A 22,292-nucleotide genomic window follows, 5' to 3' on the forward strand; every position below is an offset into this window, starting at 1 on the left:
ATGAAAACCCAGGCAACACTGTCCGCGCCCTCCGCCGTACCCGGCTCACCTCTGCTCCAGGTGAGCGGCGCGCTGTTCGGTATTATTGCCTTTATCCTTATCGCCGCCTGGCTGGCAAAGCGTTTCGGTCTGGCGGGGAAAACGGCCGGTACCCGCGGGTTGAAGGTCAGCGCCAGCACCCCGCTAGGACCGCGCGAACGCGTGGTCATTGTGGAGGTGGAAGATGCGCGACTGGTGCTGGGCGTGACCGCCTCCAGCATTAACGTTCTTCACACGCTGCCCCCTGCGCCTGCCACGGTGGAGGCTAACGCCCAGGCCCCTGCGGATTTCCAGTCCGTTATGAAGAGTTTGCTCAAGCGTCCCGGGAGATCCTGATGCGCCGTTTGTTATTCCTTACGCTGGCAGGCCTGGGCCTGTTCGCGCCCTCTGTGTATGCGCAACTGCCGGGGCTGGTTTCCACTCCGCTGGCGAACGGGGGACAAAGCTGGTCCCTGTCCGTGCAGACGCTGGTGTTCATCACCTCGCTGACCTTTATCCCGGCGATCCTGCTGATGATGACCAGCTTCACCCGCATCATCATTGTGTTTGGTCTGCTGCGCAACGCGCTCGGTACGCCCTCCGCGCCGCCGAATCAGGTGCTGCTGGGGCTAGCCCTGTTCCTGACCTTTTTCATTATGTCGCCGGTTATCGACAAGATTTACACCGAGGCGTACCAGCCGTTCAGCGAAGATAAAATTTCTATGCAGGTTGCCCTGGAAAAGGGGGCTCAGCCATTACGTGAATTTATGCTTCGCCAGACGCGCGAAGCGGATTTGGCCCTGTTTGCCCGTCTCGCTAACACGGGCGAGTTACAGGGACCGGAAGCGGTGCCGATGCGCATCCTGCTGCCAGCGTATGTCACCAGCGAGCTGAAAACCGCGTTCCAGATTGGCTTCACCATTTTCATTCCGTTCCTGATTATTGACCTGGTGATCGCCAGCGTCCTGATGGCGCTCGGGATGATGATGGTTCCGCCCGCGACCATTGCCCTGCCCTTTAAGATCATGCTGTTCGTGCTGGTCGACGGCTGGCAGCTGCTGGTCAGCTCGCTGGCGCAGAGTTTCTACAGTTGAGGAGCGCGCAATGACGCCTGAGTCGGTCATGATGATGGGCACGGAGGCGATGAAAGTCGCGATTGCCGTCGCCGCGCCCCTGCTGCTGGTTGCGCTAGTCACCGGTCTGCTTATCAGTATTCTCCAGGCCGCCACGCAGATTAACGAAATGACCCTGTCGTTCATCCCGAAGATCATTGCCGTCTTCGTGGCGATTATCGTTGCCGGGCCATGGATGCTCAATTTGCTGCTGGACTATATGCGCAACCTGTTCACCAATCTGCCTTACATCATCGGCTGACGGACGATGCTGCATTTCACCAGCGATCAGTTTGTTCAGTGGCTCGGGATCTATTTCTGGCCGATGCTGCGCATCATGGCGCTGATCTCCACCGCCCCCATACTCAGTGAAAAGTCGGTGCCTAAACGCGTCAAAATTGGGCTGGGCATGGTTATCACGATTATCGTTGCCCCTTCCCTGCCGGCGGTGGATATCCCGATCTTTTCCCCGAATGCGATCTGGATTGCCCTGCAACAGGTGATGATTGGCGTGGCGGTCGGGTTCACGATGCAGCTCGCCTTCGCCGCGGTACGAACGGCGGGTGAACTTATCGGTTTGCAAATGGGCCTGTCTTTCGCGACGTTCGTTGACCCGGGCAGCCACCTGAATATGCCCGTGCTGGCGCGTATTATCGACCTGCTGGCGATGCTGTTGTTTCTCTCGTTCAACGGCCACCTGTGGCTCATCTCGATGCTGGTGGACACCTTCCACACGCTGCCGATTGGCGACAACCCGGTAAACAGCAACGCGTTTCTGGCGCTGGTGAGGGCTGCCGGGCTGATCTTCCTCAACGGGCTGATGCTGGCGCTGCCGATCATTACCCTGCTGCTCACCGTTAACCTCGCATTAGGTTTACTCAACCGAATGGCTCCGCAGCTGTCGGTATTCGTCATCGGCTTTCCGGTGACGTTGACGGTTGGCCTTTTATTAATGTCATTATTGATGCCACTTATCGCCCCCTTCTGCGAACATTTATTCAGTGAGATATTCAATCTGTTAGCGGATATTGTTAGCGAACTTCCACGCAAATAATAACCCGCAGTGTTTGCAATGTCTTTCTGAGGATATTCCTAAAAATAATCTCGAAAAACATCTACCAGGATATATCTGACGCGGTTTAAATGTTTCTAACCACCTCACAATACTTAATATTTACTTTACTTTAAGATGATTCCTGGCAAATTATACGTAACTTTACGGGATAGTGAGTTCGCCTGAAAGTCTTTGTCATGCTCACAGGTTTTATTAGATTTTTTCCATCCCGTATGGCTGTTTATGAGCTCTCAGGCAGGTGGTGAATTATCGTTACGCATTGAGTGAGGGTATGCCATGTCAACGATCATTATGGATTTATGCAGCTACACCCGGCTAGGGTTAACCGGGTACTTAGCAAGCAGAGGGGTTAGAAAGAGAGACATCAACGATGCACACACCGTTGAAGAACTCGCAGCCGCTTGTGACGCCCACAAGCCCGGCGTGGTGTTTATTAATGAGGACTGTTTCATTCACGACCCCGCTAACAGTCAGCACATTAAGCAGATCATTAATCAGCATCCTAAGACCCTGTTTATTGTTTTTATGGCGATCGCCAATATTCATTTCGATGAGTATTTGTTGGTGCGTAAAAACTTATTAATCAGCTCGAAATCGATTAAACCAGAGTCACTTGATGACATTCTGGGCGATTATTTGAATAAAGAAGTTAAGAATGTAGGGGCGATTAACTTACCCACCCTATCATTAAGCAGAACTGAATCAAGTATGCTAAGAATGTGGATGGCTGGACAAGGGACAATTCAGATCTCAGACCAGATGAATATCAAGGCAAAAACAGTATCGTCACACAAAGGAAATATTAAAAGGAAAATTAAAACGCATAATAAGCAAGTGATATACCATGTCGTACGCCTGACAGATAATGTGACGAATGGGATTTTCGTTAATATGCGCTAATTTGCACGGCCATGTTGTACCCTACCTTGATCTCTGGCCTGGCCAGAGATTTTGCATTTAAGCAGCCGGAGCCGGGGAGAAGACGCCCCCGACGCCGCCCTATTCCGCCGTTTCTACAAAGATCCCATCCGGGTGCCCCAGTTCGTTGAAGAACCAGATGCCGAGCGGGTAATCTTCCAGCGACACCAGATACATTGTGCCTTCATTAAACTCTTCTATTGCCAGAACCACGCCCGGGCGGCGCGGCCCACCGTCCGTTTTGACGGTTACCCGATCGTTGACCTTCATACATTCCTCCTGTGGTTTTGAGCCAGTGTAGAACAAATTACATTGCCTGGCATCGCCGCCTGGCGCGAATGGCGTTTTTGTGTGCGGTCTATACTTAGCTGTTGAGACGGTTAAATGAGGAGCCCGCCATGAAGACTGACAAAGAGTACAGCGACACCATTAAGCGTGAGGTTGAAGTGGATGTCGATGCCCTGCTTGCCGCCATCAATGAAATTAGTGAGTCCGAAGTTCATCGCGCGGAGGATAATTCAGACCGTGTCGTGGTCAATGGTCGGGATTACCATACCTACCGTGAACTGGCTGAAGCATTCGAGCTGGATATCCATGACTTTAGCGTCTCGGAGACGAACCGCTAAGACGAAAAAAATCCCGGTCAAGGGGATGACCGGGATCAAACTTGCTTATGCAAGAAGCACTTGTAAATTCGTTACACCAGGAAATCTGGTGCAGGTAAGACATTATCCCCAACAGAATTGTCTTACAAGCATATATTCTCTTAGCGAATATTATATTTTATACATGTGAATTTTGGTTATGAGTATAAACCTGCGCCGCGTGTGGGTTTGTCGGGATCGTTTCCACTTAAACGGCGCTTCAATGCCTATTTTTTTTAAGATTTTTCTTAGGAAAAATCATCATCCGGGAGACATTATGCCTTCGCTTGAGGAGACTCTTCTTGTCTTTACCGACCTCGACGGCACGCTGTTGGATTTTCACACCCTTGACTGGCAGCCTGCGGCCCCGTGGCTGGAAAAATTAATGGATGAACAGATACCGGTCATTCTGTGCAGCAGCAAAACCGCGTCCGAGATGGATGACATCCAGCAGGAACTGGGGCTTGGCGGGCTGCCCTACATTGCGGAAAACGGCGCGGTGATCCAGCCTGACGTACGGTGGGAAAACGCCGCACGGTTCATCTCAGAAAAGAAGCATGACGATATCCGGCAGTGTATTGCCCGGGTACGCCAGGAGATGCATCTGAAATTCACCACCTTCGATGATGTGGACGAGCACGTAGTCGCCGAATGGACCGGGCTGAGCCGTCCCCGTTCGGTGCTTGCGCGCAAGCACGAGGCTTCCGTGACGCTGATCTGGCGTGACAGTGATGAACAAATGAGATACTTTGCCGCCGAACTCGCCCGGCAGCGGCTGAAGATCGTCCAGGGTGCACGCTTCTGGCATATTCTGGACACCTGCTGCGGCAAAGACGTGGCGGTTCACTGGCTTGTGGACCAGTATCGCCTGCACGAGGGCTACGAACCGACGACGCTGGGCCTGGGCGACGGCCCCAATGATGCCCCGCTGCTGGACAGCGTAGGCTTCGCCGTGGTGGTGAAAGGCTTCAACCGGGAGGGTATCAGCCTTATAAACAACGATCCAGCCCGGGTTTATCACACTCAGCACACCGGGCCGACCGGCTGGTGCGAGGGACTTGATTACTTTTTGAGGTGATCTTGCCAGATGACCCGGTTACGCCCGCGCTGTTTCGCCTCATACAGACGCGCATCGGCGGTGGATTGCAGATTTTCGAAGTGATAATTGCCCTTCTCCTGCGCACCAGAGACGCCAAACGACGCACTCACGCGCAGGGTGGTACTTTTCTTAATCAGGATCTCTTTGCTGTCGATACGCTCGCGGATCTGCTCTGCGACTTCCGCCGCCTCTTCAAGCGTCATGCCGGGCAGCACCACACAGAACTCTTCCCCCCCGACACGTCCGGCAATATCTTTATCACGGAGGGTGCTGGCAATCAGCCCCGCGGCATGGGACAACACCTTATCACCCGCCTGATGCCCGAACCGATCATTGATACTCTTGAAGCAGTCAAGATCGATCTGAATGACCGAGAAAGGAAGCGACTGCTGTTCACACTGCTTCGCCAGTATTTTCGCCTGATCAAACAGCGATCCACGATTATTCAGCCGGGTCAGAGGGTCATGCCAGGCCTGCCATTGCAGCGAGTTCTGCATCGAATACATATTACTGACCATGCGCCGGATCACCAGCCATGAGATGAGCAGCATCGCGGTGAACAGCGCCCAAAGCAATGCCAGCACAATGCTGATGCTACCGAAATCGCCGCGCACCCCTTCATCCAGGGTGTGCACGCGCAGGATGACGCCATCAAAATGGTCAAGACGCTCCCAGCTGACAAAACGACTCCCCAGACGAATGCCGCCTTCGGAATCCGATTCTATCGCGTGCGCTAACTGGGCTAATTCGCGCGCGTCAAAATGATTAACGTCCACAGCAGGTGACTCAGATGTCGCAAGCAGGGTAAGCCGGCTGTCATACAGCTGGTATTCCCCTTCCGGGTTATCGCCCACGGCTTCCACCAGCAGGCGACGCAGGGTGGCAAAGGTGAAATCCATCGCCACCACGCCATACCAGACGTGATGGTAATAAACCGGCACGCTGGCGGTAATCAGCGGCTTTTTGCCCACAAAAGAGGAAGGCGGCGAGATAAACCAGCGCACGGCACGCGCACGGTTTTCACGCTCGGACTGTTGGGTAAACCAGGGCTGAGTGACCAGATGATAATAGCGCTGCACGATATCGCTGGAATTTCCCGGCGTATCCGTTTCCAGAAAGAATCCGGCGCGAGAGACATAAATCACGCGCTCTTCGTTGCGGGAAGGGCTGGATGCCAGACGCAGTAAATACCCCACTTCAAGCGCCGCGGACAATTCATTATCAAGGTACTCATCATCACGGTTCAGAAGAGTGGTCTTTTCAACGAAGGCATCCGAAACACCGTTGATCGGTAATGTGCGCCGTTTATCAACCGCAATTTGCCAGGTGGGAGACGTGCGCAAATGCGCAAAACGCTTTACCGCATCATGCAGCGCGCCAAACGCCAGCGGCGTTTCCAGCGCATCATGCATGCTGTGGCGAAAAAACAGCATTTTATCGACGCTGAACTGAAGCTGTCTGTCCAGCGCACTGGCAACCGTTTCCAGATGGTTACGCTGGCTGGAGATATAAGCATCTTCCAGTACCACAACTTCGCGCCAGGTCAGGAGAGTGGAAAAAATCAGGACAACGATAAAACAGAGGTTAACAATCAAACTGGGATTGCTACGCTTATGCAGCCACTGCAAAAAAGATTGTTTTACAACAAAGGTATCGTGCTGCACACACACTCCCTGATTGTCGCTCACCATCCGATATGATAAGTCTTCTGCCAGTAAAAACGCCCGGCAAGGCCGGGCGTTGTGTGATTAAGCCTTGTCGCGTTTTTGCCTTTTATTAGCAGGCTGAAGCTCGTCTTCACGAAAAGCCTCCCGCTTAATGCCGTATCCATCATGCCACCGACACTCCACCATTCCGCTGGAATACCCGGTGACGATCATGCCTGGACCACCATTTTTAGGCTTAACTTCATCACTGATCAAAAAGACCATACCTGCCTCCTGTATCAGGGTGAAACGTTTTCAATTTAGACGAGGAATAGTCTTTTTGCACCCGGGGTCAGCAATAATTAATGCGATTTCCCGCGTACTTTTTCAACCAGCTTAACAACGGCTACCACAATCAGACCGACGATAAAGCCCAGCACGAGGTTAAGCAGTGTGGGCAGGATCGCAGCGACTACCGCTCCCTGGCCTGACGCAAAATGTTCAATCATGTGATGCAGCGAAGCAACACCGTGCACGATAATTCCACCGCCGACCAGGAACATTGCCAGGGTTCCCACCACCGATAAGGTTTTCATCAGCCACGGCGCTACCACCAGCAGGCTTTTCCCGATGCCGCGCGCAATTGCGCTGGATTTTTTTTCCAGCCAGAAGCCGATATCGTCCAGCTTGACGATCAGCCCGACCAGACCATAAACCCCTATCGTCACGAGGATCGCAATGCCGGACAGGATCAGCACCTGGTTCATCAGAGGGGCCTCTGAGACGATCCCCAGCGTAATCGCCACAATTTCGGCCGAGAGGATGAAGTCAGTACGGATCGCGCCTTTGACCTTATCGCGCTCGAACGTTTTTGGATCCTGCGCGGCCAGCGCTTCCAGACGCTGCTGGCGCATTTCCGGGGTGTCTTTCTCTTTGCGTGCAGCGAACATATGCAACACTTTTTCGGCACCCTCGAAGCACAGGAACGCCCCGCCAATCATCAGCAGGGGCGTAATGGCCCAGGGTATAAAGGCGCTAATCAGCAACGCCAGCGGAACGAGGATCACCTTGTTAATAAAGGACCCTTTCGCTACGCCCCACACCACCGGCAACTCACGGTTCGCCCGCACGCCGCTGACCTGCTGCGCGTTCAACGACAAATCATCTCCCAGTACCCCGGCGGTTTTTTTCGCCGCCAGTTTTCCCATAACCGAAATGTCATCCAGCAAGGTGGCGATATCATCCAGCAATGTTAATAAGCTACTTCCTGCCAAAATCTCTATCCTTCTTTTTTTGCTAATTAAGTGAATAGTATGGAACAAAACTCACCGCCCGGAAACAGGCACCTCACGTCAACAAAAATTTCACATTAACTACACAATTAAAGCACTCGCCAGCCCGATAGTTTTGGCGTTAACTATGAGCGAACTTTTTATTTCGTCGTGAGGGACTATGCGTTTTCGGCATTTATTACCGCTCATTGGAGCACTCTTTTCTCTTTATATCATCTGGGGATCCACCTATTTTGTCATTCGTATAGGCGTGGAAAGCTGGCCCCCGCTGATGATGGCCGGTATTCGTTTCCTTACGGCCGGCGTGCTGCTGATGGCATTTTTATTGCTGCGCGGCCACAGGCTACCGCCGCTGCGTCCCCTGCTTAACGCCGCCCTGATTGGCCTGCTGCTGCTGGCGGTGGGCAATGGCGCGGTAACCGTCGCCGAGCACCAGAACGTACCGTCGGGCATCGCCGCCGTGGTCGTCGCGACCGTGCCGCTGTTTACGCTCTGCTTTAGTCGTCTCTTCGGGATCCGCACCCGTAAGCTCGAATGGCTGGGCATCGCGATTGGGCTTGTGGGTATCATCCTGCTGAACAGCGGCGGTAACCTGAGCGGGAACCCCTGGGCTGCCGTTCTGATCATGATCGGCTCCATGAGCTGGGCCTTCGGCTCGGTCTACGGTTCCCGCATCGAGCTGCCTTCCGGGATGATGGCGGGTGCCATTGAGATGCTCGCGGCAGGCATTGTGCTGCTGATGGCCTCCGCGTTGACGGGTGAAAAACTGACGGCGATGCCAGACCTTTCAGGTTTCCTGGCCGTCGGGTATCTGGCGCTGTTTGGCTCCATTATCGCTATCAGTGCCTATATGTACCTGATTCGCAACGTCTCACCGGCGGTTGCCACCAGCTACGCCTACGTTAACCCGGTGGTGGCCGTGCTGCTGGGTACCGGTTTTGCGGGCGAAGTGCTGTCGACGATTGAATGGCTGGCGCTGGGCGTGATTGTCTTTGCCGTGGTGCTGGTCACGCTGGGTAAATATTTGCTGCCCGCGAAACCGATTGTTACGAGGTGTGAGGTGGAGAAACCGTGATCGGGTGAATGCCCTGGGTATCGATCTGCGCGGCCTGACCGCCGCCGCAGATCCACTCTTCCAGCCGCTCCGTCAGTTCCACGTCATTCAGCTTCATTCTTCCGCGCAGCGCGCACTCCCAGACAATCAGCACCCGCCAGCCCTGAGCGTAAAGCTGCGAAACATCGCGTTTATCACGCTCGACGTTCCTGCCAATTTTGTCCAGCCAGAAGTCGGTGCGTGTCGCCGGGACTTTAAACAGATAGCAGTCATGATGATGCCAGAAACAGCCGTGGGTAAAGATGATGCACTGGTACGCGTCGATGACGAAATCAGGACGCCCGGCAAGCGTGGCATCCTGAACCCTGAATTCAAACCCGACGGCGGTCAGGAGGCCCGCGATCCGTTTTTCGATCGCGGTATCACGCGTGCCGATGGCACGCATGTTTTTACTGCGCGTGGCCTTATTGTGAACGTCCGCCATTGACGGCCTCACTCTGACGAAGCTGAACGGCCTTGCTGATACGTGAGGCCAGCAGTTTAGCTACGGCGGCAAAGGCGGGCACTACCACCGAGTTGCCAAACTGACGATAGGCCTGGGTGTCCGACACGGGGATGCGAAAACTGTAGCCCTGCGGCGTCTCAAAGCCCATTAAGCGAGCGCACTCGCGCGGCGTTAAGCGCCGCGGTCGGTGCTGTTGGTTCTGTGGATCGTCGAAATCTTTTTCGCCCAGCGCCTTATCCCAGCCCCGATCGATAAGAATTTCCGCGCCATCTTTGTAATAGCGCGCCGACAGCGTACGCGTCACGCTGTCAGGATTAAGCGGATTGACCATGCCAAACCCAAAGCCATTGCCTTTGGCCTGATGCTTTTTGGCATAGCGATAGAGGTATTTCCACAGCACCGGGGTCAGAATGAATTTTGCATCGACGGCGGGCTCCAGCAGATCGGCCACCGTCGGGCGGCGCGCCGGATACAGCGAAGGCAAATCACGCAGCGTAAAATCGCCTTTTAGATTGAGATCGCGGCGGAAACCCACCAGCACAATACGTTCGCGGTGCTGTGGCAGGAAGTGTTTGCCGTCGATAATTTTCGGATCGTCCGGCCCCATATCCTCTGCATCCGCCACGTCGTAACCCAGTTCATCCAGCGTTTGCATGATAATGCGGAAGGTTTTGCCGCCGTCATGACTCTTTAAATTCTTGACGTTCTCCAGCACAAAAATTGCCGGGCGGCGGGCATCAATAATCCGGGCAACGTCAAAAAACAGTGTGCCCTGCGTATCACAGGCAAAGCCGTGTGCGCGTCCCAGCGCGTTCTTTTTCGACACGCCAGCCAGCGAGAACGGCTGACACGGAAAGCCTGCCAGCAGCACATCGTGCGCCGGAATGGTATTGCGAATGTGTTCGGCGGCCTCTTCATCGCTGACGCCAGTTTTGTGGCTCAGCGTGACATCACGAATATCCGCGTTGAACTGGTGCGCGTCGGGGTCGCAATACCAGTTGGCTTTATAGGTACGGACGGCATGTTTATTCCATTCACTGGTGAACACACACTGCCCGCCAATAGCTTCAAAGCCATGGCGAATGCCGCCGATACCGGCAAAGAGATCGATAAATCGAAAGGCATAATTCGGATGCGCAGCAGGAGGACGCGGCAGCAGGTTGCGCAGATAACGGAACTCGCCGTCGCTCAGGCGGTGCCCTGCCCTGTCGCTTATCAGCAACCGCTTGAGTATCGCCGGGCTCCAGTGACTCTCGCCATGGGCCACCAGCTGGTTTGCCAGCGTTTTAGCATCATACATTTCCAGCAGCTGACGCAGGAGTGCCTGCACGGCTGCCGTTGATTTCTCAACCCGCTCAGGCGCGGGCACAGTCACTGATCGATTTTCCTGCATTCTCTTAACCGGACAATAAAGACAGAAAACAGAGTACCACAGTTCAGGATCGCACACTGCGACGGAAATGGGTCAATATCTGGCTGTCGGTTTCGAGGTAATCGCCCTGTAATTCGGCACTCAGCTTCGCCATAAACTGGATCAGAAAATCGGCATTGTGACGCGCAAGTTTGCGCCCCCGCGCGGTTTGCATAGTGTCCGGCAGGCGCAGGAGTTTGGTCTGAAAGTGGTCGAGCGCGAAGGCTTTATCATCCAGCGCTCGTGTTACGGCGAACGGGTCGTCGGCATCAAACAGCGCGGCGCCCAGCGCACCGGAGACGGCAAAGACGCGCGCCAGGCCGATAGCGCCTAACGCCTCCAGCCGGTCGGCATCCTGCACAATTTTGGCCTCCAGGCTTTGCGGCGCGATACCGGCACTGAAGCTGTGCGCTTCAATAGCATGCTCAACGGCTGCATAACGATCCGGCGGAAAATCAGGAAAGTCGCGACTGAGGATCTCGCGCGTTTTTCGCGCTGCCAGCCGCGAGGAGTGGCTACGTTCCGGGTGATTTTTCGGCAGGCTGACAATGTCATGGAAGTAGCATGCGGTCAACACAACCAGCGGATCGCTATCCTCGTCAGCCATAATACCCTGCGCCGTCATCCAGACGCGGCGAAAATGGGCGATATCGTGCGCCGCATCATCAGTAAAATGATTTTCGTCGAGCCAGCGCTCATAACGGTGCTGCCACTGCGCAAGTTCCATCATCCCATCCTGTTGCTCAAAAGAGAGTGAATTATAATACATCCGAATCAAAATCTTTAATAAATAGAATTGCGAAATACTTAATAATAATTACCCGCTATATTTTCAATTAATTAATTCACATGAAAAATAAAGAGATAAAAAGAAATATTTTGTAATATTTTTACCAGTTTAATTACATTTATTTTTGAACCTAAATAATAATCCATAGAATAGTATCAGCCATGTAGTTACGGAGGGTAATTACATATATTCAGACAATTTATATTTAAAGGGAATATATAATGAAAAGAAAAGTTCTGGCAATTCTTGTACCCGCGTTATTAATGGCTGGCGCAGCAAATGCAGCGGAAATGTATAACAAAAACGGCAACAAAGTTGACCTGTACGGTAAGGTTGATGCGCGTCATACCTTCTCCGACAACCCAGGCGACGACGGCGATGAAACCTATGTACAGGTGGGTTTCAAAGGCGAAACGCAGATCACGAACGACCTGACAGGTTACGGCCAGTGGGAATATAAAACCTACGCTAACGATACCGAAGGCGCAGGCGACACCTCTTTTAACCGTCTGGCCTTTGCTGGCCTGAAATACGGAGAATATGGCTCATTCGATTATGGCCGTAATTACGGCGTCGTGTATGACGTTGAAGCCTGGACCGATATGCTGCCGGTATTTGGTGGCGACTCCTATACCTGGACCGACAACTATATGGTTGGCCGTACTAACGGTGTGGCGACCTACCGTAATAATGACTTCTTCGGTCTGGTCGATGGCCTGAACTTTGCGCTGCAATACCAGGGTGCTAACGAAGGTGCTAACGCAAACGAAAATCAGGAAGGCACCAAAAACGGTCATGATGATGTTCGTTTCCAGAACGGCGACGGCTTCGGTATGTCTACCACCTATGACTTCGATTTCGGCCTGACGCTGGGTACGGCTTATTCTTCCTCTGACCGTACTAACGACCAGGTCGCTTACGGCGCTGGCACCTATAACCGCTTCAGCAAATATGCTGGCGGTGAACGTGCGGAAGCGTGGACAATCGGCGCTAAATACGATGCTAATGATGTCTATCTGGCCATGATGTATGCGGAAACCCGTAACATGACTCCGTACGGCAACGATGGCATCGCCAACAAAACCCAGAACTTTGAAGCCGTAGCACAGTACCAGTTTGACTTCGGTCTGCGTCCATCCCTGGCGTGGGTCTATTCTAAAGGCATCGATTTGGGTGGTAACGATTATCATCCAGGCAATGGTTATGACTATGTAGACCAGGATCTGGTTAACTATATCGACGTGGGCATGACCTACAGTTTCAACAAGAACTTCTCCACCTACGTTGATTATAAAATCAACCTGCTGGACGAAGATGATGCCTTCTACAATGACAACGGTATTGCTACCGATGACATCGTTGGCGTAGGCATGACCTACCAGTTCTAAGCACTATCAAAATTAAAGCCCGCGATGCGGGCTTTTTTTATTTGACGCTGAAATGTTATGGCGCTTCCTGCAAGGCCAGGCGAACAAACCCGTTATTCTGCGCCAGCAATTCATGCGCTTTCCAGGCATTCAGACCCGTCAGCACCATCAGTACCGCCGTTTTGCACTGGTGGTTACAGCTTTCCAGCGCGGCCTTCGCCTGCGCCCGGCTACATCCCCCCGCTTCCATCACAATGGCAATTTGTCGTTCGGCCCATCTGGTGTTGCTTGCCTCCAGATCAACGCGCAGGTTGCTGTACACCCGTCCTGTCCGTACCGCCAGACCGGTGGTGATCATATGCAGGATCATGCTTTGCGCAATGCCTGCTTTAGCGTTGGTATACCCGGCCACCACATCCGCGCCCAGATCGGGAGCAATGACCATACTCGCCAGCTGCGCCGCTTCACTTTGCGCATCCTCAGTAATGAGCGCAACCGTTGAGCCCAGAGACCACGCATGACGCATCGCGCCCCAAACCCATGGCGTTTTGCCGCTGACGGACAGCGCCAGCATCATGTCATGCTCGCCAAATTCTATCGTCTGAAGGTCGGCAACGCCGCTCGCGTAGCTTCCGGCGTTATCACCTGCTGTTAACGCAATGACGGGGTGTTTGCCCGGCGCAAACGCTTCTGCCGCCTGCTCAGCCATGCGTCCGGACGCGCCCGCGCCGGTCAGCACCAGACGTCCGCCGTGGCTAAGCGTCGCCGCCGCGTTATCCACCACGCGGGCCAGCATACTTAAGTGTGGGGTAAGTGCAGAAGAGATTTGCGCGTCATCCTGGTGTATGACGTTAAGCATATCCAGCGTCGATAATCTGTCGATGTTCATCGTGCTGGCGTGCCGTCTTTCCCTGGCCGTACCGGTAAGCATAATGCTCATAAACTGCCTCCTTATTATGAGTACCCACACACTATAAAGTGTTTTATATAGGTCACCTGAGAGGAGGCTCACGAAACGCCTCTCTTTACATGGCTTTATGAAACGCCCGTCATCAGCGATAATTAGCCCTTTCTTTTTCATCGCGGAGTGTTAATGAGCGATTTGCAGCCCTTCCCCCCGACGCGCAAGCGCCCTATGAAGCTGAATACGCTGGTTACGCTGATGGTGTGCGCGATTATCGGCTCGGTGCTGCTGGTGGTCTTCGCGCTCTACTCTGTGCAGATCACCCGCGCCACGCGCGATGACGTGAAAGATACCGCGCTGGGTATCGCCCGGACGCTGGCCGACAGCCCGGAGATCAAGCGTGGCCTGATGGAATCGCCGCAGGCTGGCATCATCCAGCCGATAGCCGAGGCGGTGACGAAGCGCAACGACTTGCTGTTTACCGTGGTCACCGACCTGCGTGGGATCCGCTATTCCCATCCAAACGAAGCGCTGTTAGGTTTGCATTTTATTGGCGACGATCTGACGCCCGCCCTGGAAGGGAAAGAGAACGTCTCCGTTAACCGCGGTGCGCTCGCGGAAGCGCTGCGCGTCTTTACGCCCGTGTATGACGACCAGCACGAACAGATCGGCGTGGTGGTGGTGGGTATTTCGCTGAATAAAGTTGAAGATCAGATTGCCCGCGGGCGGCTCAACGCCGTGTGGACCATCTTATTCAGCGTTCTGATGAGCTCAGTGGCGATCTGGGGTCTGGTCCGGGTTCTGAAACGTATCCTCTTTGGGCTGGAGCCTTACGAGATCTCAGCCCTCTTTGAGCAGCGCCAGGCCATGTTGCAGTCCCTGCGCGAAGGCGTGATGGCCGTGGATATGCACGGGCGCGTGACGATGATTAACCACACCGCCAGAGAGATTTTGCTCCTGAGCTCGGGTGAGCACTCCGAGAGCAGCGGCGAACCACTGCTGGCCAGCCTGCGGGAAGTGGCGAAAACCGGCATTGCTCGCCAGGATCAGGAGATCGGCTGTAACGGACGGCTACTGCTGTGCAACATGGTCCCCGTGAAAAGCCAGAATCAGGTGATCGGGGCAATCAGCACCTTCCGCGATAAGACCGAAATCAGCCAGTTAATGCAGCGTATCGATGGCATGGTCAACTATGTTGATGCCCTGCGCTCCCATACGCATGAGTTTATGAACAAGCTGCACGTGATCCTCGGCCTGCTGCACATGAAGCGCTACGATAAGCTGGAGGAGTACATCATCCAGACCGCGCAGAATTATCAGACGGATATCGGCGCGATACAGCGCAAAGTTAAATCGCCGGTCATTGCGGGTTTCCTGCTGGGTAAAATTAACCGCGCCAAAGAGGCTGGAGTGACCCTGACGCTGGCGGAGGAGAGTCAGCTTCCTGACACCGCCAATGAAGAGCAGGTTGCGGTGCTGATCACCGTGCTGGGCAATTTAATCGAAAATGCCCTGGATGCGATGGAAGGCCAGCCGGAAGGCGAGATCGGCCTGCTGCTGCATTATCAGAACGGCTGGCTGAGCGGTGAGGTCAGCGATGACGGTCCCGGTATTGATCCCGAGCGGCTGGAGGCTATTTTTACAAAGGGCTACTCAACAAAAGGTGAAAACCGCGGCGTTGGGCTGTTCCTTGCGCGTCAGCAGATCCAGAATCTGGGCGGAGATATTACCGTCGAGTCTGAACCTGGCGTATTTACCCAATTTTTTGTTCAGATCCCCTGGGATAGCGAGAGGAATATCGCGTGATAAATGTGTTAATTGTCGATGATGACGCCATGGTAGCCGACCTCAACCGTCTGTATGTTAACCGCGTTGAGGGTTTTAGCTGCTGCGGCGTCGCTTCCACGCTCAACCAGGCCGAGGCGTTGATCGCCAACCCAGGCCAGCCGATCGATCTGGTGCTGCTGGATGTCTATATGCAGCAGGATAACGGGCTGGATCTGCTGCCCATCATTCGCGCGTCGGGCCGCCCGATTGACGTCATCATGATCTCGTCGGCCTCCGACGCCGCAACAATCCAGACGTCCATGCACTATGGCGTGGTGGATTACCTGATTAAACCGTTCCAGTTCCCGCGTTTTGAAGAGGCGCTGAACGGCTGGAAGGCAAAGCGCAGCCTGATGGGATCGCATCAGTATTATGAACAGGCCGACGTCGACAGGCTGATCCACGGCGGCGCGCCGGAGCTGGCTGACAGCAAAAAATTACCGAAAGGCCTAACGCCGCAGACGCTGCGCACCATTTGCCAGTGGATCGACAGCCATCCGGAGATAGAATTTTCCACCGACGATCTGGCGAATGCGGTCAACATTTCCCGCGTCTCCTGCCGCAAGTACCTGATCTGGCTGGCGCAAATTAATATCCTGTTCACCAGCATTCATTACGGCGCTACCGGCCGACCGGTATATCGATACCGTTTGCAGCCGGAACAGGTCGGACTGCTCAAACAGTACTGCCAGTAATTCGGTAGCTGTCGTCCAGAAGGGTAAAACGGAAGTGGTGCATCGAGGAGATCACCACTTCTTTTGTTTTGGTGACAAAAATGGCTTCAATATCGGGGCGCGAACGCAGCGCGGCGCAGCCCTTTTCCACACCCATGCCGTAGATCAGCGTGGTCCAGATATCGCCGTCGAGGGAGTCTTGCGAAATAATCGTCACGCTGTCCAGTTCGTTATCCAGCGGGTAGCCGGTGCGCGGGTCAAGTATGTGGTGATAACGTTTGCCGTTCTGCTCGAAATAGCGCTCATAGGTGCCTGACGTCACCACCGACCGGTTCTCTACCGTCATAGCGCCAATCAGCGCGTCACCGGCGAACGGTTTTTTCAGGCCGACGCGCCAGCCGCCCTCCGGCGAACCTAACGTCTGGACATTGCCGCCAAGGTTGATCAGCCCAAGTTCAACGCCCTCTTTATGCAGGTGATCCCGCACCCTGTCGGCGATATAGCCTTTAGCAATAGCACCCAGATCGATCTCCATTCCCTGGCGAGTAAGAAACACGCTGCTATTGGCTTCATCCAGCACCACGTCCGCAGGATCCGTGATGCCCATCAAGGCGGCGATCTCGTCCGCGGGCGGTACAGCGTCCCCCTTAAAGCCAATTTTCCAGCATTTCACCAGCGGGCCGATCGCCAGGTTAAAGGCGCTGTCTTTAAGCAGGCTTGCCGCTTTCGCGCAGCGGATCAGCTCAAACACCGGACGACTGACGGCAACCGGATGCTGACCAGCCGCATGGTTGATGTCCATTACCTGGGAGTGCGCACGGTTAACGGTGAGCAGATCTTCGTACTGTTTGATCAGGCGAAACACGCGGGAGGCAAGCGCTTCGTCATGGGAAAAGAGTTTCAGGAGTATGGGCGAGCCCATCAGAACGGCGGAGTAGCTGTAAACGCGATGGCTATCAGGCATTGCATGAGTCCTCAGGTGTAGCCCCGGCAGGCACCGCGCCGCCGGGGAAACAGGAGCCTTACCGTGTTTTCGAACGCATAGCCGCCTGATGTCCTGCAAGCGTACCAAAAATAATGATATCTGCCACCGCATTACCGCCGATGCGGTTACCGCCGTGGATGCCACCAACAACCTCACCCGCAGCAAACGCTCCCGGCAATACGTTATGGTTGCTGTCCAGCACGCAGGTATCGGTATTGATGGTCACGCCGCCCATGGTGTGGTGAACCCCTGGTGCAATCTGAATGGCGTAGAACGGCCCTTCGTTGATTGGCGCACGCAGCGCGGTGGTACGTCCAAAGTCGTCATCGTGCTGTTTCTCCACAAAGCCGTTGTAGCGTTCCAGCGTTGCCAGGAACTGGTGGTGATCCATCCCCAGCGCTTCCGCCAGGGCTTTTGGCGAACTGGCGCTGGTAACAAACCCTTTCGCGATGTACTCATCCGCGGCTTTATTTTTGACGCGAACATGCTCGTCAAAGACGATGTAAGCGTATTTCTCCGGCAGCGCGATGATTGACGCCGAGACTTTATCGCGGGTCTCCATTTCGTTAAAGAATCGGTTGCCCTGCTGGTTTACCAGAATCGCCCCGCCGCCGCGGATGGATTCGGAAATCAGATACGACGTTTTCTGCTCAACGGTTGGGTGGATCTGAATTTCGCCCATATCCACTGTGCCTGCACCGATACGCTCCAGCAGCGCGATACCGCCCCCGGTCGCCCCTTTGTGGTTAGTGGTAACGAACCCTGCCAGATCCGGACGGTATTTCACCACCATCTGGCTGTTGGCGCTGAAGCCACCCGTTGCGACAATCACGCTTTTGGTTGCCACGGTGAGGGTTTCGTTCTCTTCGGTGGTCAGACGCACGCCGGTCACTTCGCCGTTTTCGAAGATGATGTCGCTCACGGAGGTATCCAGCATAACCTCGATGTTGCGCTTGTTGACGTTACGCACCAGGCCGCTGATCAGATACCCGCCAACTGCGGAACCGTCTTTCGGACGGTGCGTACGGTCGATGCTCATCCCGCCGGTGGTGGTGATGTCGTTCAGCATAATGCCGCGCGTTGCCAGCCATTCGATGGCCTGCGGCGCGTTCTCGACAAAGCGACGCAACAGTTCAGGGTTGTTCTTATTGCCACCGCCTTTCAGGCTTTCCTGGTAGAACAGCTCTTTGCTGTCCTGAATGCCCTTCACGCGCTGGAAGCGGGTCTCCGCCGCGTTCATCCCGGCAGAGGCTTTAATGGTGTTCCCGCCAATAGTCGGCATTTTCTCAACGATCAGCACGCTCGCGCCTTCGTCGTGAGCCTGAATCGCCGCCGCCAGACCGGCGCCGCCGCTGCCGACCACCACCACGTCCACGCTTTTAGTCTCATTCGGGTCAGCGCCCTCTTCTGCCGCCAGCGCTTTGCTGGATTTCAGCATCGCCTTCGAGACCGCTTTTTTCACCGCCTCGCTTTGGCTGGTCGCGCCGGTGATAGCATCCACGTGCGGAGTGTTGGCATCCAGAATACGGGAGCGGATCTCTTCGAAGCTGGTGACAAACTCGACGTCTTCACTCGGGCCGGAGGCCAGTTCGATATCGGCGATGCGGTCGGTTTCGAGGCTGACGTTAATCACCAGTTCGTTAGCATCGTCCTGCACTTTTTCAATAAAGGTGCCCGGTTTGAATTTAGATTCGCCCATGCTCATGTCGCGGATCATCGCTTCCACCAGCGAGAAGCGCCACAGCGGTTCCGGGATGCTCAGTTCTTCGCGTCGGGTACTGTCCATAAACAGCTCCAGGCTTTCGCCCGCCGCGATGCGATCGGTCCAGTCCGGATAGGCGATGGTGGCACGACCAACGGCAATCAGGTCGTAACCGTGATCCAGCGCTTCATTCACATCCGTGGCATTCACCACGCCGCCAACGCCCATCACCGGTACCTGAGCCAGCGTGTCTGAGCGCATGGCGCAGTATTTTTCGATAAGTGGCGTCGGGTCCTGAGTATCGACGATAGAAGGACGCAGGGCGGCGCCAAGGGAAAAGTGGAGATAATCCACCCCGCGCGCGGCCAGTTTTTCCAGCAGATACAGGGTATCTTCGAAGCGAATGCCCGGGACTTCCAGCTCTTCCGGAGAGAAACGGTAGCCAATGATAAACGCGTCGTCCGCGTACTGGCGCACCATCTTGTGGGTAATGTCCAGCACCGCCAGCGGGAATTTCGCGCGGTTTTCGCGGCTGCCGCCCCACTCGTCGTCGCGCTGGTTGGAGTTCGGGGAGAAGAACTGCTGGATCAGATAGGTATTCGCCCCGTGGATTTCGACGCCGTCGAACCCGGCCTGAATTGCGCGGCGCACGGCTTCGCCAAACTTGCCGATCATGCCTTCCACCTCTTCCGCGGTCAGGGCAACCGGCGTGGCGGCACCGTCACGCGGCGCGGCAACGGCGCTTGGGCCAACCGGCGTGCGACCGCCGATCAGTTTTGGGTCGACCATACGGCCGCCGTGGTAGATTTGCAGCAGGGCTTTGGAGCCTTTTGACTTGATGGCGTCAGCGATTTTTGCCAGCCCGGCGATTTTCTCGTCGTTATCAATGCCAATTGCGCCCGGGAACGCCAGGCCGAGATCGTCAACAAAACAGCACTCAACGATGATGGTGCCGATGCTGCCCGCGCGGGCGCGGTAGTACTCCACCAGCTCGCTGGTCACGGTGCCATCGTAATAACCGGTACAGGTTGTCATCGGGGCCATTAACAAACGGTTTTTCAGTTCAGTACCATTCGGTAATGTGAAGGGGCTTAAAATACGTTCGTTAGTGCTCATAATAGAAACTCCAAACTTTAAAAATTAAGAATTCGTTATCGGGATGATTTTTTATTTCGTGTTTTTTGCCGATGTCATGATAGTAATATAAAGCTTTTTTTAGTTTATAAAGCCATTACGTTAGTTAATAAACTATTTAATCCCTTCGATAACATTAATAACACATTGGTGTTAGCGCGAATGTTTTACTCGTTCACAATAATTTAAAAAAAGTTAAATCACAAAAGGTCAAACCAATACACCACAACTACCAAAAAACCAAATAAAACAACAACAAGAAAAAGCACCAAAATTTAAATGTTATAGTTTTGATACATAAAATGCGTAAAATCAGCGAATAACCACACTACTCAGAGTGGTTATTATAAAAAATATAAAAATAGCCATTCAGTTCCGTTTTTTTGATCGTGATCAATAGTTATGGCATTCAAAAGAGCAATATAAAAACATCATCATTTTTTATTTGGCGCAAACAAAAATGCGTTAAATCGCTATTACTGAAAACACAAAAACGCACCTTAAATAACTAAAAAAAGCAAAACGAATAAAGCAATCGAATTTGTGTTTTCGCTGTACGACGAATTTTTGACAACTTAAGACGTGAAACTATGAATACAAAAACTGCTGTAACGCCTCCTGCGGCGAATCTGGCATCAAATGGAACAGCAAAACGACTGCTGATGATGGCTTTGCCCGTCATTGTTGCCGTCCTGCTGTTGTTTGTTCCCGTTCCGGACGGGCTGCCGCCTTATGCGTGGCACTACTTCGCCATCTTTGTTGGCGTCATCGTCGGGTTGATTTTCGAACCTCTGCCGGGCGCCGTGATCGGTCTTACCGGCGTCGTGGCGATTGCGCTGTGCAGCCAGTGGGTGCTCTTTAGCCCGGAACAGCTGGCTGACCCAAAATTCAAGCTGGCGGGCGCCTCCTTTAAATGGGCGGTCAGCGGGTTTGGTAACTCCACCGTCTGGCTGATTTTCGGTGCCTTTATGTTCGCCGCAGGCTACGACAAAACCCGCTTCGGTCGCCGCCTGGCGCTGATTCTGGTGAAGTACCTGGGCCGTCGCAGCCTGACGCTCGGTTACGCCATTACGTTTGCGGACCTGCTGCTGGCCCCGTTTACCCCGTCCAATACCGCGCGCAGCGGTGGGACCATCTACCCGATCATCGCCAACCTGCCGCCGCTGTACGGTTCAAAACCCAACGACCCAAGCGCGCGCAAAATCGGTTCGTATCTGATGTGGGTGGCAATTACCGCGGCCTGTATCACCAGCTCGATGTTCCTTTCCGCTCTGGCACCTAACCTGCTGGCGCTGGCGCTGGTAAAAAGCACGGTCGGAATTGATATCTCCTGGGGGACCTGGTTCCTCGCCTTCCTGCCGCTGGGTATTCTGCTGATCCTGACCATGCCGCTGCTGGCTTACTGGTTCTACCCGCCGGAAGTGAAGGTAAACAACGAAGTACCGTTATGGGCGACCCGTGAACTGGAAAAACTGGGCAAACTGTCGCGCAATGAGATCCTGCTGCTGGTGTTCGTGTGCTGTGCGCTGCTGATGTGGATCTTCGCCGCCGCATGGATTGAGCCCGCGATGGCTGCCCTGCTCATCGTTGGCCTGATGCTGTGGACCGGCGTGCTGGAGTGGAACGATATCACCGGTAACAAAGCCGCGTGGAATACCTTCGTGTGGTTCGCCACCCTGGTGGCGCTGGCGGATGGCCTCTCCTCCACCGGCTTTATCAGCTGGCTGGGTAAAGAAGGCGGCCTGCTGATGAGCGGTATTTCTCCGGGTGTCGCCACCATCGTGCTGCTGCTGGCGTTCTACCTGCTGCACTATCTGTTCGCCAGCACCACCGCGCACACCACGGCGCTGCTGCCTGCGATGCTGACTATCGCCTCCACCATTCCGGGCATGAATATGGAAGTGTTCGTCCTGCTGATGGTGACCTCACTGGGCGTGATGGGGATCATTACCCCCTACGGTACGGGTCCAAGCCCGATTTACTACGGTAGCGGTTACCTGCCAACCAAAGACTACTGGCGCCTCGGCACCATCTTCGGTGCCATCTTCCTGGCGGCCCTGCTGCTGATTGGTTACCCGTGGATGTCCATGATGTTCTGATTCCTGACCGCCGGACATATCCTCCGGCGGTTTTAT

General features: G+C 54.3%; 21 protein-coding genes and 1 pseudogene. 12 read left to right on the plus strand and 10 right to left on the minus strand.

Features of this window, described 5'->3' with window-relative positions; genetic code table 11:
* The 5 genes and pseudogenes from fliO to rcsA all read left to right on the plus strand — a co-directional run bounded on the left by fliO (window position 1) and on the right by rcsA (window position 3,105).
* Complete coding sequence (fliO, locus tag ACOTZD_RS01860) at window positions 1–375, plus strand: flagellar biosynthetic protein FliO (protein ID WP_003859591.1); 375 nt, start codon at window positions 1–3, stop codon at window positions 373–375.
* Window positions 375–1,112, plus strand: a complete 738-nt coding sequence (gene fliP / locus ACOTZD_RS01865; RefSeq protein WP_003859589.1) for a flagellar type III secretion system pore protein FliP — start codon at window positions 375–377, stop codon at window positions 1,110–1,112. The genes fliO and fliP overlap by 1 nt, the downstream gene beginning before the upstream one ends.
* 10 nt (window positions 1,113–1,122) lie before the next feature.
* Window positions 1,123–1,392 (plus strand): flagellar biosynthesis protein FliQ, encoded by a 270-nt coding sequence (gene fliQ / locus ACOTZD_RS01870; protein WP_059371174.1) that lies wholly within the window; start codon window positions 1,123–1,125, stop codon window positions 1,390–1,392.
* 6 nt (window positions 1,393–1,398) lie between these two features.
* Window positions 1,399–2,191: pseudogene (fliR, locus tag ACOTZD_RS01875) on the plus strand (flagellar biosynthetic protein FliR); the annotation flags it as partial.
* Window positions 2,192–2,481: 290 nt separating this feature from the next.
* Window positions 2,482–3,105 (plus strand): transcriptional regulator RcsA, encoded by a 624-nt coding sequence (gene rcsA / locus ACOTZD_RS01880; protein ID WP_003859584.1) that lies wholly within the window; start codon window positions 2,482–2,484, stop codon window positions 3,103–3,105.
* Between the two features lie 99 nt (window positions 3,106–3,204).
* Here rcsA and dsrB read toward each other — a convergent pair whose 3' ends face one another.
* Entirely contained in the window at window positions 3,205–3,393 is a 189-nt protein-coding gene (gene dsrB, locus ACOTZD_RS01885; protein ID WP_003859583.1) for a protein DsrB, read from the minus strand.
* A 128-nt stretch (window positions 3,394–3,521) separates the two neighbouring features.
* Here dsrB and yodD point away from each other — a divergent pair, with 128 nt between their 5' ends.
* A complete protein-coding gene (gene yodD / locus ACOTZD_RS01890) occupies window positions 3,522–3,749 on the plus strand; it encodes a YodD family peroxide/acid resistance protein (RefSeq protein WP_017383339.1) in 228 nt (75 codons plus the stop codon).
* Between the two features lie 295 nt (window positions 3,750–4,044).
* Window positions 4,045–4,845: a mannosyl-3-phosphoglycerate phosphatase-related protein gene (locus tag ACOTZD_RS01895; RefSeq protein ID WP_003859579.1), complete on the plus strand. Its 801-nt coding sequence runs from the start codon at window positions 4,045–4,047 to the stop codon at window positions 4,843–4,845.
* Here the strand turns inward: ACOTZD_RS01895 and dgcQ are convergent.
* From dgcQ to ACOTZD_RS01910, 3 genes are all read right to left on the minus strand, one after another.
* Window positions 4,830–6,530 carry a cellulose biosynthesis regulator diguanylate cyclase DgcQ gene (gene dgcQ, locus ACOTZD_RS01900; protein WP_063158941.1) on the minus strand — a complete coding sequence of 567 codons (1,701 nt, stop codon included), beginning with the start codon at window positions 6,528–6,530 and terminating at the stop codon, window positions 4,830–4,832. The two genes, ACOTZD_RS01895 and dgcQ, sit on opposite strands and share 16 nt — an antisense overlap.
* Before the next feature lie 84 nt (window positions 6,531–6,614).
* Window positions 6,615–6,797 carry a YodC family protein gene (locus ACOTZD_RS01905; protein WP_003859574.1) on the minus strand — a complete coding sequence of 61 codons (183 nt, stop codon included), beginning with the start codon at window positions 6,795–6,797 and terminating at the stop codon, window positions 6,615–6,617.
* Window positions 6,798–6,874: 77 nt separating this feature from the next.
* Window positions 6,875–7,786, minus strand: a complete 912-nt coding sequence (locus ACOTZD_RS01910; RefSeq protein WP_003859571.1) for a DUF808 domain-containing protein — start codon at window positions 7,784–7,786, stop codon at window positions 6,875–6,877.
* 178 nt (window positions 7,787–7,964) lie between these two features.
* Between ACOTZD_RS01910 and yedA the strand changes: the two genes are divergently transcribed.
* Window positions 7,965–8,879: a drug/metabolite exporter YedA gene (gene yedA, locus ACOTZD_RS01915; RefSeq protein ID WP_023324907.1), complete on the plus strand. Its 915-nt coding sequence runs from the start codon at window positions 7,965–7,967 to the stop codon at window positions 8,877–8,879.
* On the opposite strand, the gene ACOTZD_RS01920 is transcribed toward yedA, so the two are convergent.
* The 3 genes from ACOTZD_RS01920 to ACOTZD_RS01930 are packed head-to-tail and all read right to left on the minus strand — an operon-like array spanning window position 8,851 to window position 11,501.
* Complete coding sequence (locus tag ACOTZD_RS01920; RefSeq protein ID WP_023324908.1) at window positions 8,851–9,342, minus strand: very short patch repair endonuclease; 492 nt, start codon at window positions 9,340–9,342, stop codon at window positions 8,851–8,853. The genes yedA and ACOTZD_RS01920 overlap by 29 nt on opposite strands.
* On the minus strand, window positions 9,323–10,756 hold the full coding sequence (locus tag ACOTZD_RS01925) for a DNA cytosine methyltransferase (protein ID WP_057979973.1): 1,434 nt from the start codon (window positions 10,754–10,756) through the stop codon (window positions 9,323–9,325). Before ACOTZD_RS01925 ends, ACOTZD_RS01920 begins: the two co-directional genes overlap by 20 nt.
* A gap of 43 nt (window positions 10,757–10,799) precedes the next feature.
* Window positions 10,800–11,501 (minus strand): phosphohydrolase, encoded by a 702-nt coding sequence (locus tag ACOTZD_RS01930; protein WP_174401982.1) that lies wholly within the window; start codon window positions 11,499–11,501, stop codon window positions 10,800–10,802.
* Window positions 11,502–11,785: 284 nt separating this feature from the next.
* On the opposite strand from ACOTZD_RS01930, the gene ompC reads away from it, so the two are divergent.
* A complete protein-coding gene (ompC, locus tag ACOTZD_RS01935) occupies window positions 11,786–12,952 on the plus strand; it encodes a porin OmpC (protein WP_063158939.1) in 1,167 nt (388 codons plus the stop codon).
* 55 nt (window positions 12,953–13,007) lie between these two features.
* Here the strand turns inward: ompC and ACOTZD_RS01940 are convergent, their stop codons facing one another.
* Window positions 13,008–13,871 carry an N-acetylmuramic acid 6-phosphate etherase gene (locus ACOTZD_RS01940; protein ID WP_059371025.1) on the minus strand — a complete coding sequence of 288 codons (864 nt, stop codon included), beginning with the start codon at window positions 13,869–13,871 and terminating at the stop codon, window positions 13,008–13,010.
* A 153-nt stretch (window positions 13,872–14,024) separates the two neighbouring features.
* Between ACOTZD_RS01940 and ACOTZD_RS01945 the strand changes: the two genes are divergently transcribed.
* Both ACOTZD_RS01945 and dcuR read left to right on the plus strand, forming a co-directional pair.
* A complete protein-coding gene (locus ACOTZD_RS01945) occupies window positions 14,025–15,641 on the plus strand; it encodes a sensor histidine kinase (RefSeq protein ID WP_023324912.1) in 1,617 nt (538 codons plus the stop codon).
* Window positions 15,638–16,357 (plus strand): two-component system response regulator DcuR, encoded by a 720-nt coding sequence (gene dcuR / locus ACOTZD_RS01950; RefSeq protein ID WP_003859556.1) that lies wholly within the window; start codon window positions 15,638–15,640, stop codon window positions 16,355–16,357. Before ACOTZD_RS01945 ends, dcuR begins: the two co-directional genes overlap by 4 nt.
* On the opposite strand, the gene ACOTZD_RS01955 is transcribed toward dcuR, so the two are convergent.
* Window positions 16,338–17,300, minus strand: a complete 963-nt coding sequence (locus ACOTZD_RS01955) for an FAD:protein FMN transferase (protein WP_045897119.1) — start codon at window positions 17,298–17,300, stop codon at window positions 16,338–16,340. The genes dcuR and ACOTZD_RS01955 overlap by 20 nt on opposite strands.
* Before the next feature lie 58 nt (window positions 17,301–17,358).
* The gene (locus ACOTZD_RS01960) at window positions 17,359–20,139 is read right to left on the minus strand and encodes a flavocytochrome c (RefSeq protein WP_045896107.1); all 2,781 of its coding nucleotides are present in this window, start codon (window positions 20,137–20,139) and stop codon (window positions 17,359–17,361) included.
* 608 nt (window positions 20,140–20,747) lie between these two features.
* Here ACOTZD_RS01960 and ACOTZD_RS01965 point away from each other — a divergent pair.
* Window positions 20,748–22,256, plus strand: coding sequence for an anion permease (locus ACOTZD_RS01965; RefSeq protein ID WP_023314425.1), 1,509 nt, complete (start codon window positions 20,748–20,750; stop codon window positions 22,254–22,256).
* The last annotated feature ends 36 nt before the right edge of the window (window positions 22,257–22,292 follow it).

This window comes from Enterobacter cloacae complex sp. SHL022 (assembly GCF_049237785.1).
Taxonomy (GTDB): Bacteria; Pseudomonadota; Gammaproteobacteria; order Enterobacterales; family Enterobacteriaceae; genus Enterobacter; species Enterobacter hormaechei_C.

What these genes read in the sequence shown, in the direction of transcription:
- fliO (WP_003859591.1), top strand. Translation starts at nt 1, where the DNA reads ATGAAAACCCAGGCAACACTGTCCGCGCCCTCCGCCGTACCCGGCTCA.
- fliP (WP_003859589.1), top strand. Translation starts at nt 375, where the DNA reads ATGCGCCGTTTGTTATTCCTTACGCTGGCAGGCCTGGGCCTGTTCGCG.
- fliQ (WP_059371174.1), top strand. Translation starts at nt 1,123, where the DNA reads ATGACGCCTGAGTCGGTCATGATGATGGGCACGGAGGCGATGAAAGTC.
- rcsA (WP_003859584.1), top strand. Translation starts at nt 2,482, where the DNA reads ATGTCAACGATCATTATGGATTTATGCAGCTACACCCGGCTAGGGTTA.
- dsrB (WP_003859583.1), bottom strand. Translation starts at nt 3,393, where the DNA reads ATGAAGGTCAACGATCGGGTAACCGTCAAAACGGACGGTGGGCCGCGC.
- yodD (WP_017383339.1), top strand. Translation starts at nt 3,522, where the DNA reads ATGAAGACTGACAAAGAGTACAGCGACACCATTAAGCGTGAGGTTGAA.
- ACOTZD_RS01895 (WP_003859579.1), top strand. Translation starts at nt 4,045, where the DNA reads ATGCCTTCGCTTGAGGAGACTCTTCTTGTCTTTACCGACCTCGACGGC.
- ACOTZD_RS01905 (WP_003859574.1), bottom strand. Translation starts at nt 6,797, where the DNA reads ATGGTCTTTTTGATCAGTGATGAAGTTAAGCCTAAAAATGGTGGTCCA.
- yedA (WP_023324907.1), top strand. Translation starts at nt 7,965, where the DNA reads ATGCGTTTTCGGCATTTATTACCGCTCATTGGAGCACTCTTTTCTCTT.
- ACOTZD_RS01920 (WP_023324908.1), bottom strand. Translation starts at nt 9,342, where the DNA reads ATGGCGGACGTTCACAATAAGGCCACGCGCAGTAAAAACATGCGTGCC.
- ACOTZD_RS01925 (WP_057979973.1), bottom strand. Translation starts at nt 10,756, where the DNA reads ATGCAGGAAAATCGATCAGTGACTGTGCCCGCGCCTGAGCGGGTTGAG.
- ACOTZD_RS01930 (WP_174401982.1), bottom strand. Translation starts at nt 11,501, where the DNA reads ATGGAACTTGCGCAGTGGCAGCACCGTTATGAGCGCTGGCTCGACGAA.
- ompC (WP_063158939.1), top strand. Translation starts at nt 11,786, where the DNA reads ATGAAAAGAAAAGTTCTGGCAATTCTTGTACCCGCGTTATTAATGGCT.
- ACOTZD_RS01940 (WP_059371025.1), bottom strand. Translation starts at nt 13,871, where the DNA reads ATGAGCATTATGCTTACCGGTACGGCCAGGGAAAGACGGCACGCCAGC.
- ACOTZD_RS01945 (WP_023324912.1), top strand. Translation starts at nt 14,025, where the DNA reads ATGAGCGATTTGCAGCCCTTCCCCCCGACGCGCAAGCGCCCTATGAAG.
- ACOTZD_RS01955 (WP_045897119.1), bottom strand. Translation starts at nt 17,300, where the DNA reads ATGCCTGATAGCCATCGCGTTTACAGCTACTCCGCCGTTCTGATGGGC.
- ACOTZD_RS01960 (WP_045896107.1), bottom strand. Translation starts at nt 20,139, where the DNA reads ATGAGCACTAACGAACGTATTTTAAGCCCCTTCACATTACCGAATGGT.
- ACOTZD_RS01965 (WP_023314425.1), top strand. Translation starts at nt 20,748, where the DNA reads ATGAATACAAAAACTGCTGTAACGCCTCCTGCGGCGAATCTGGCATCA.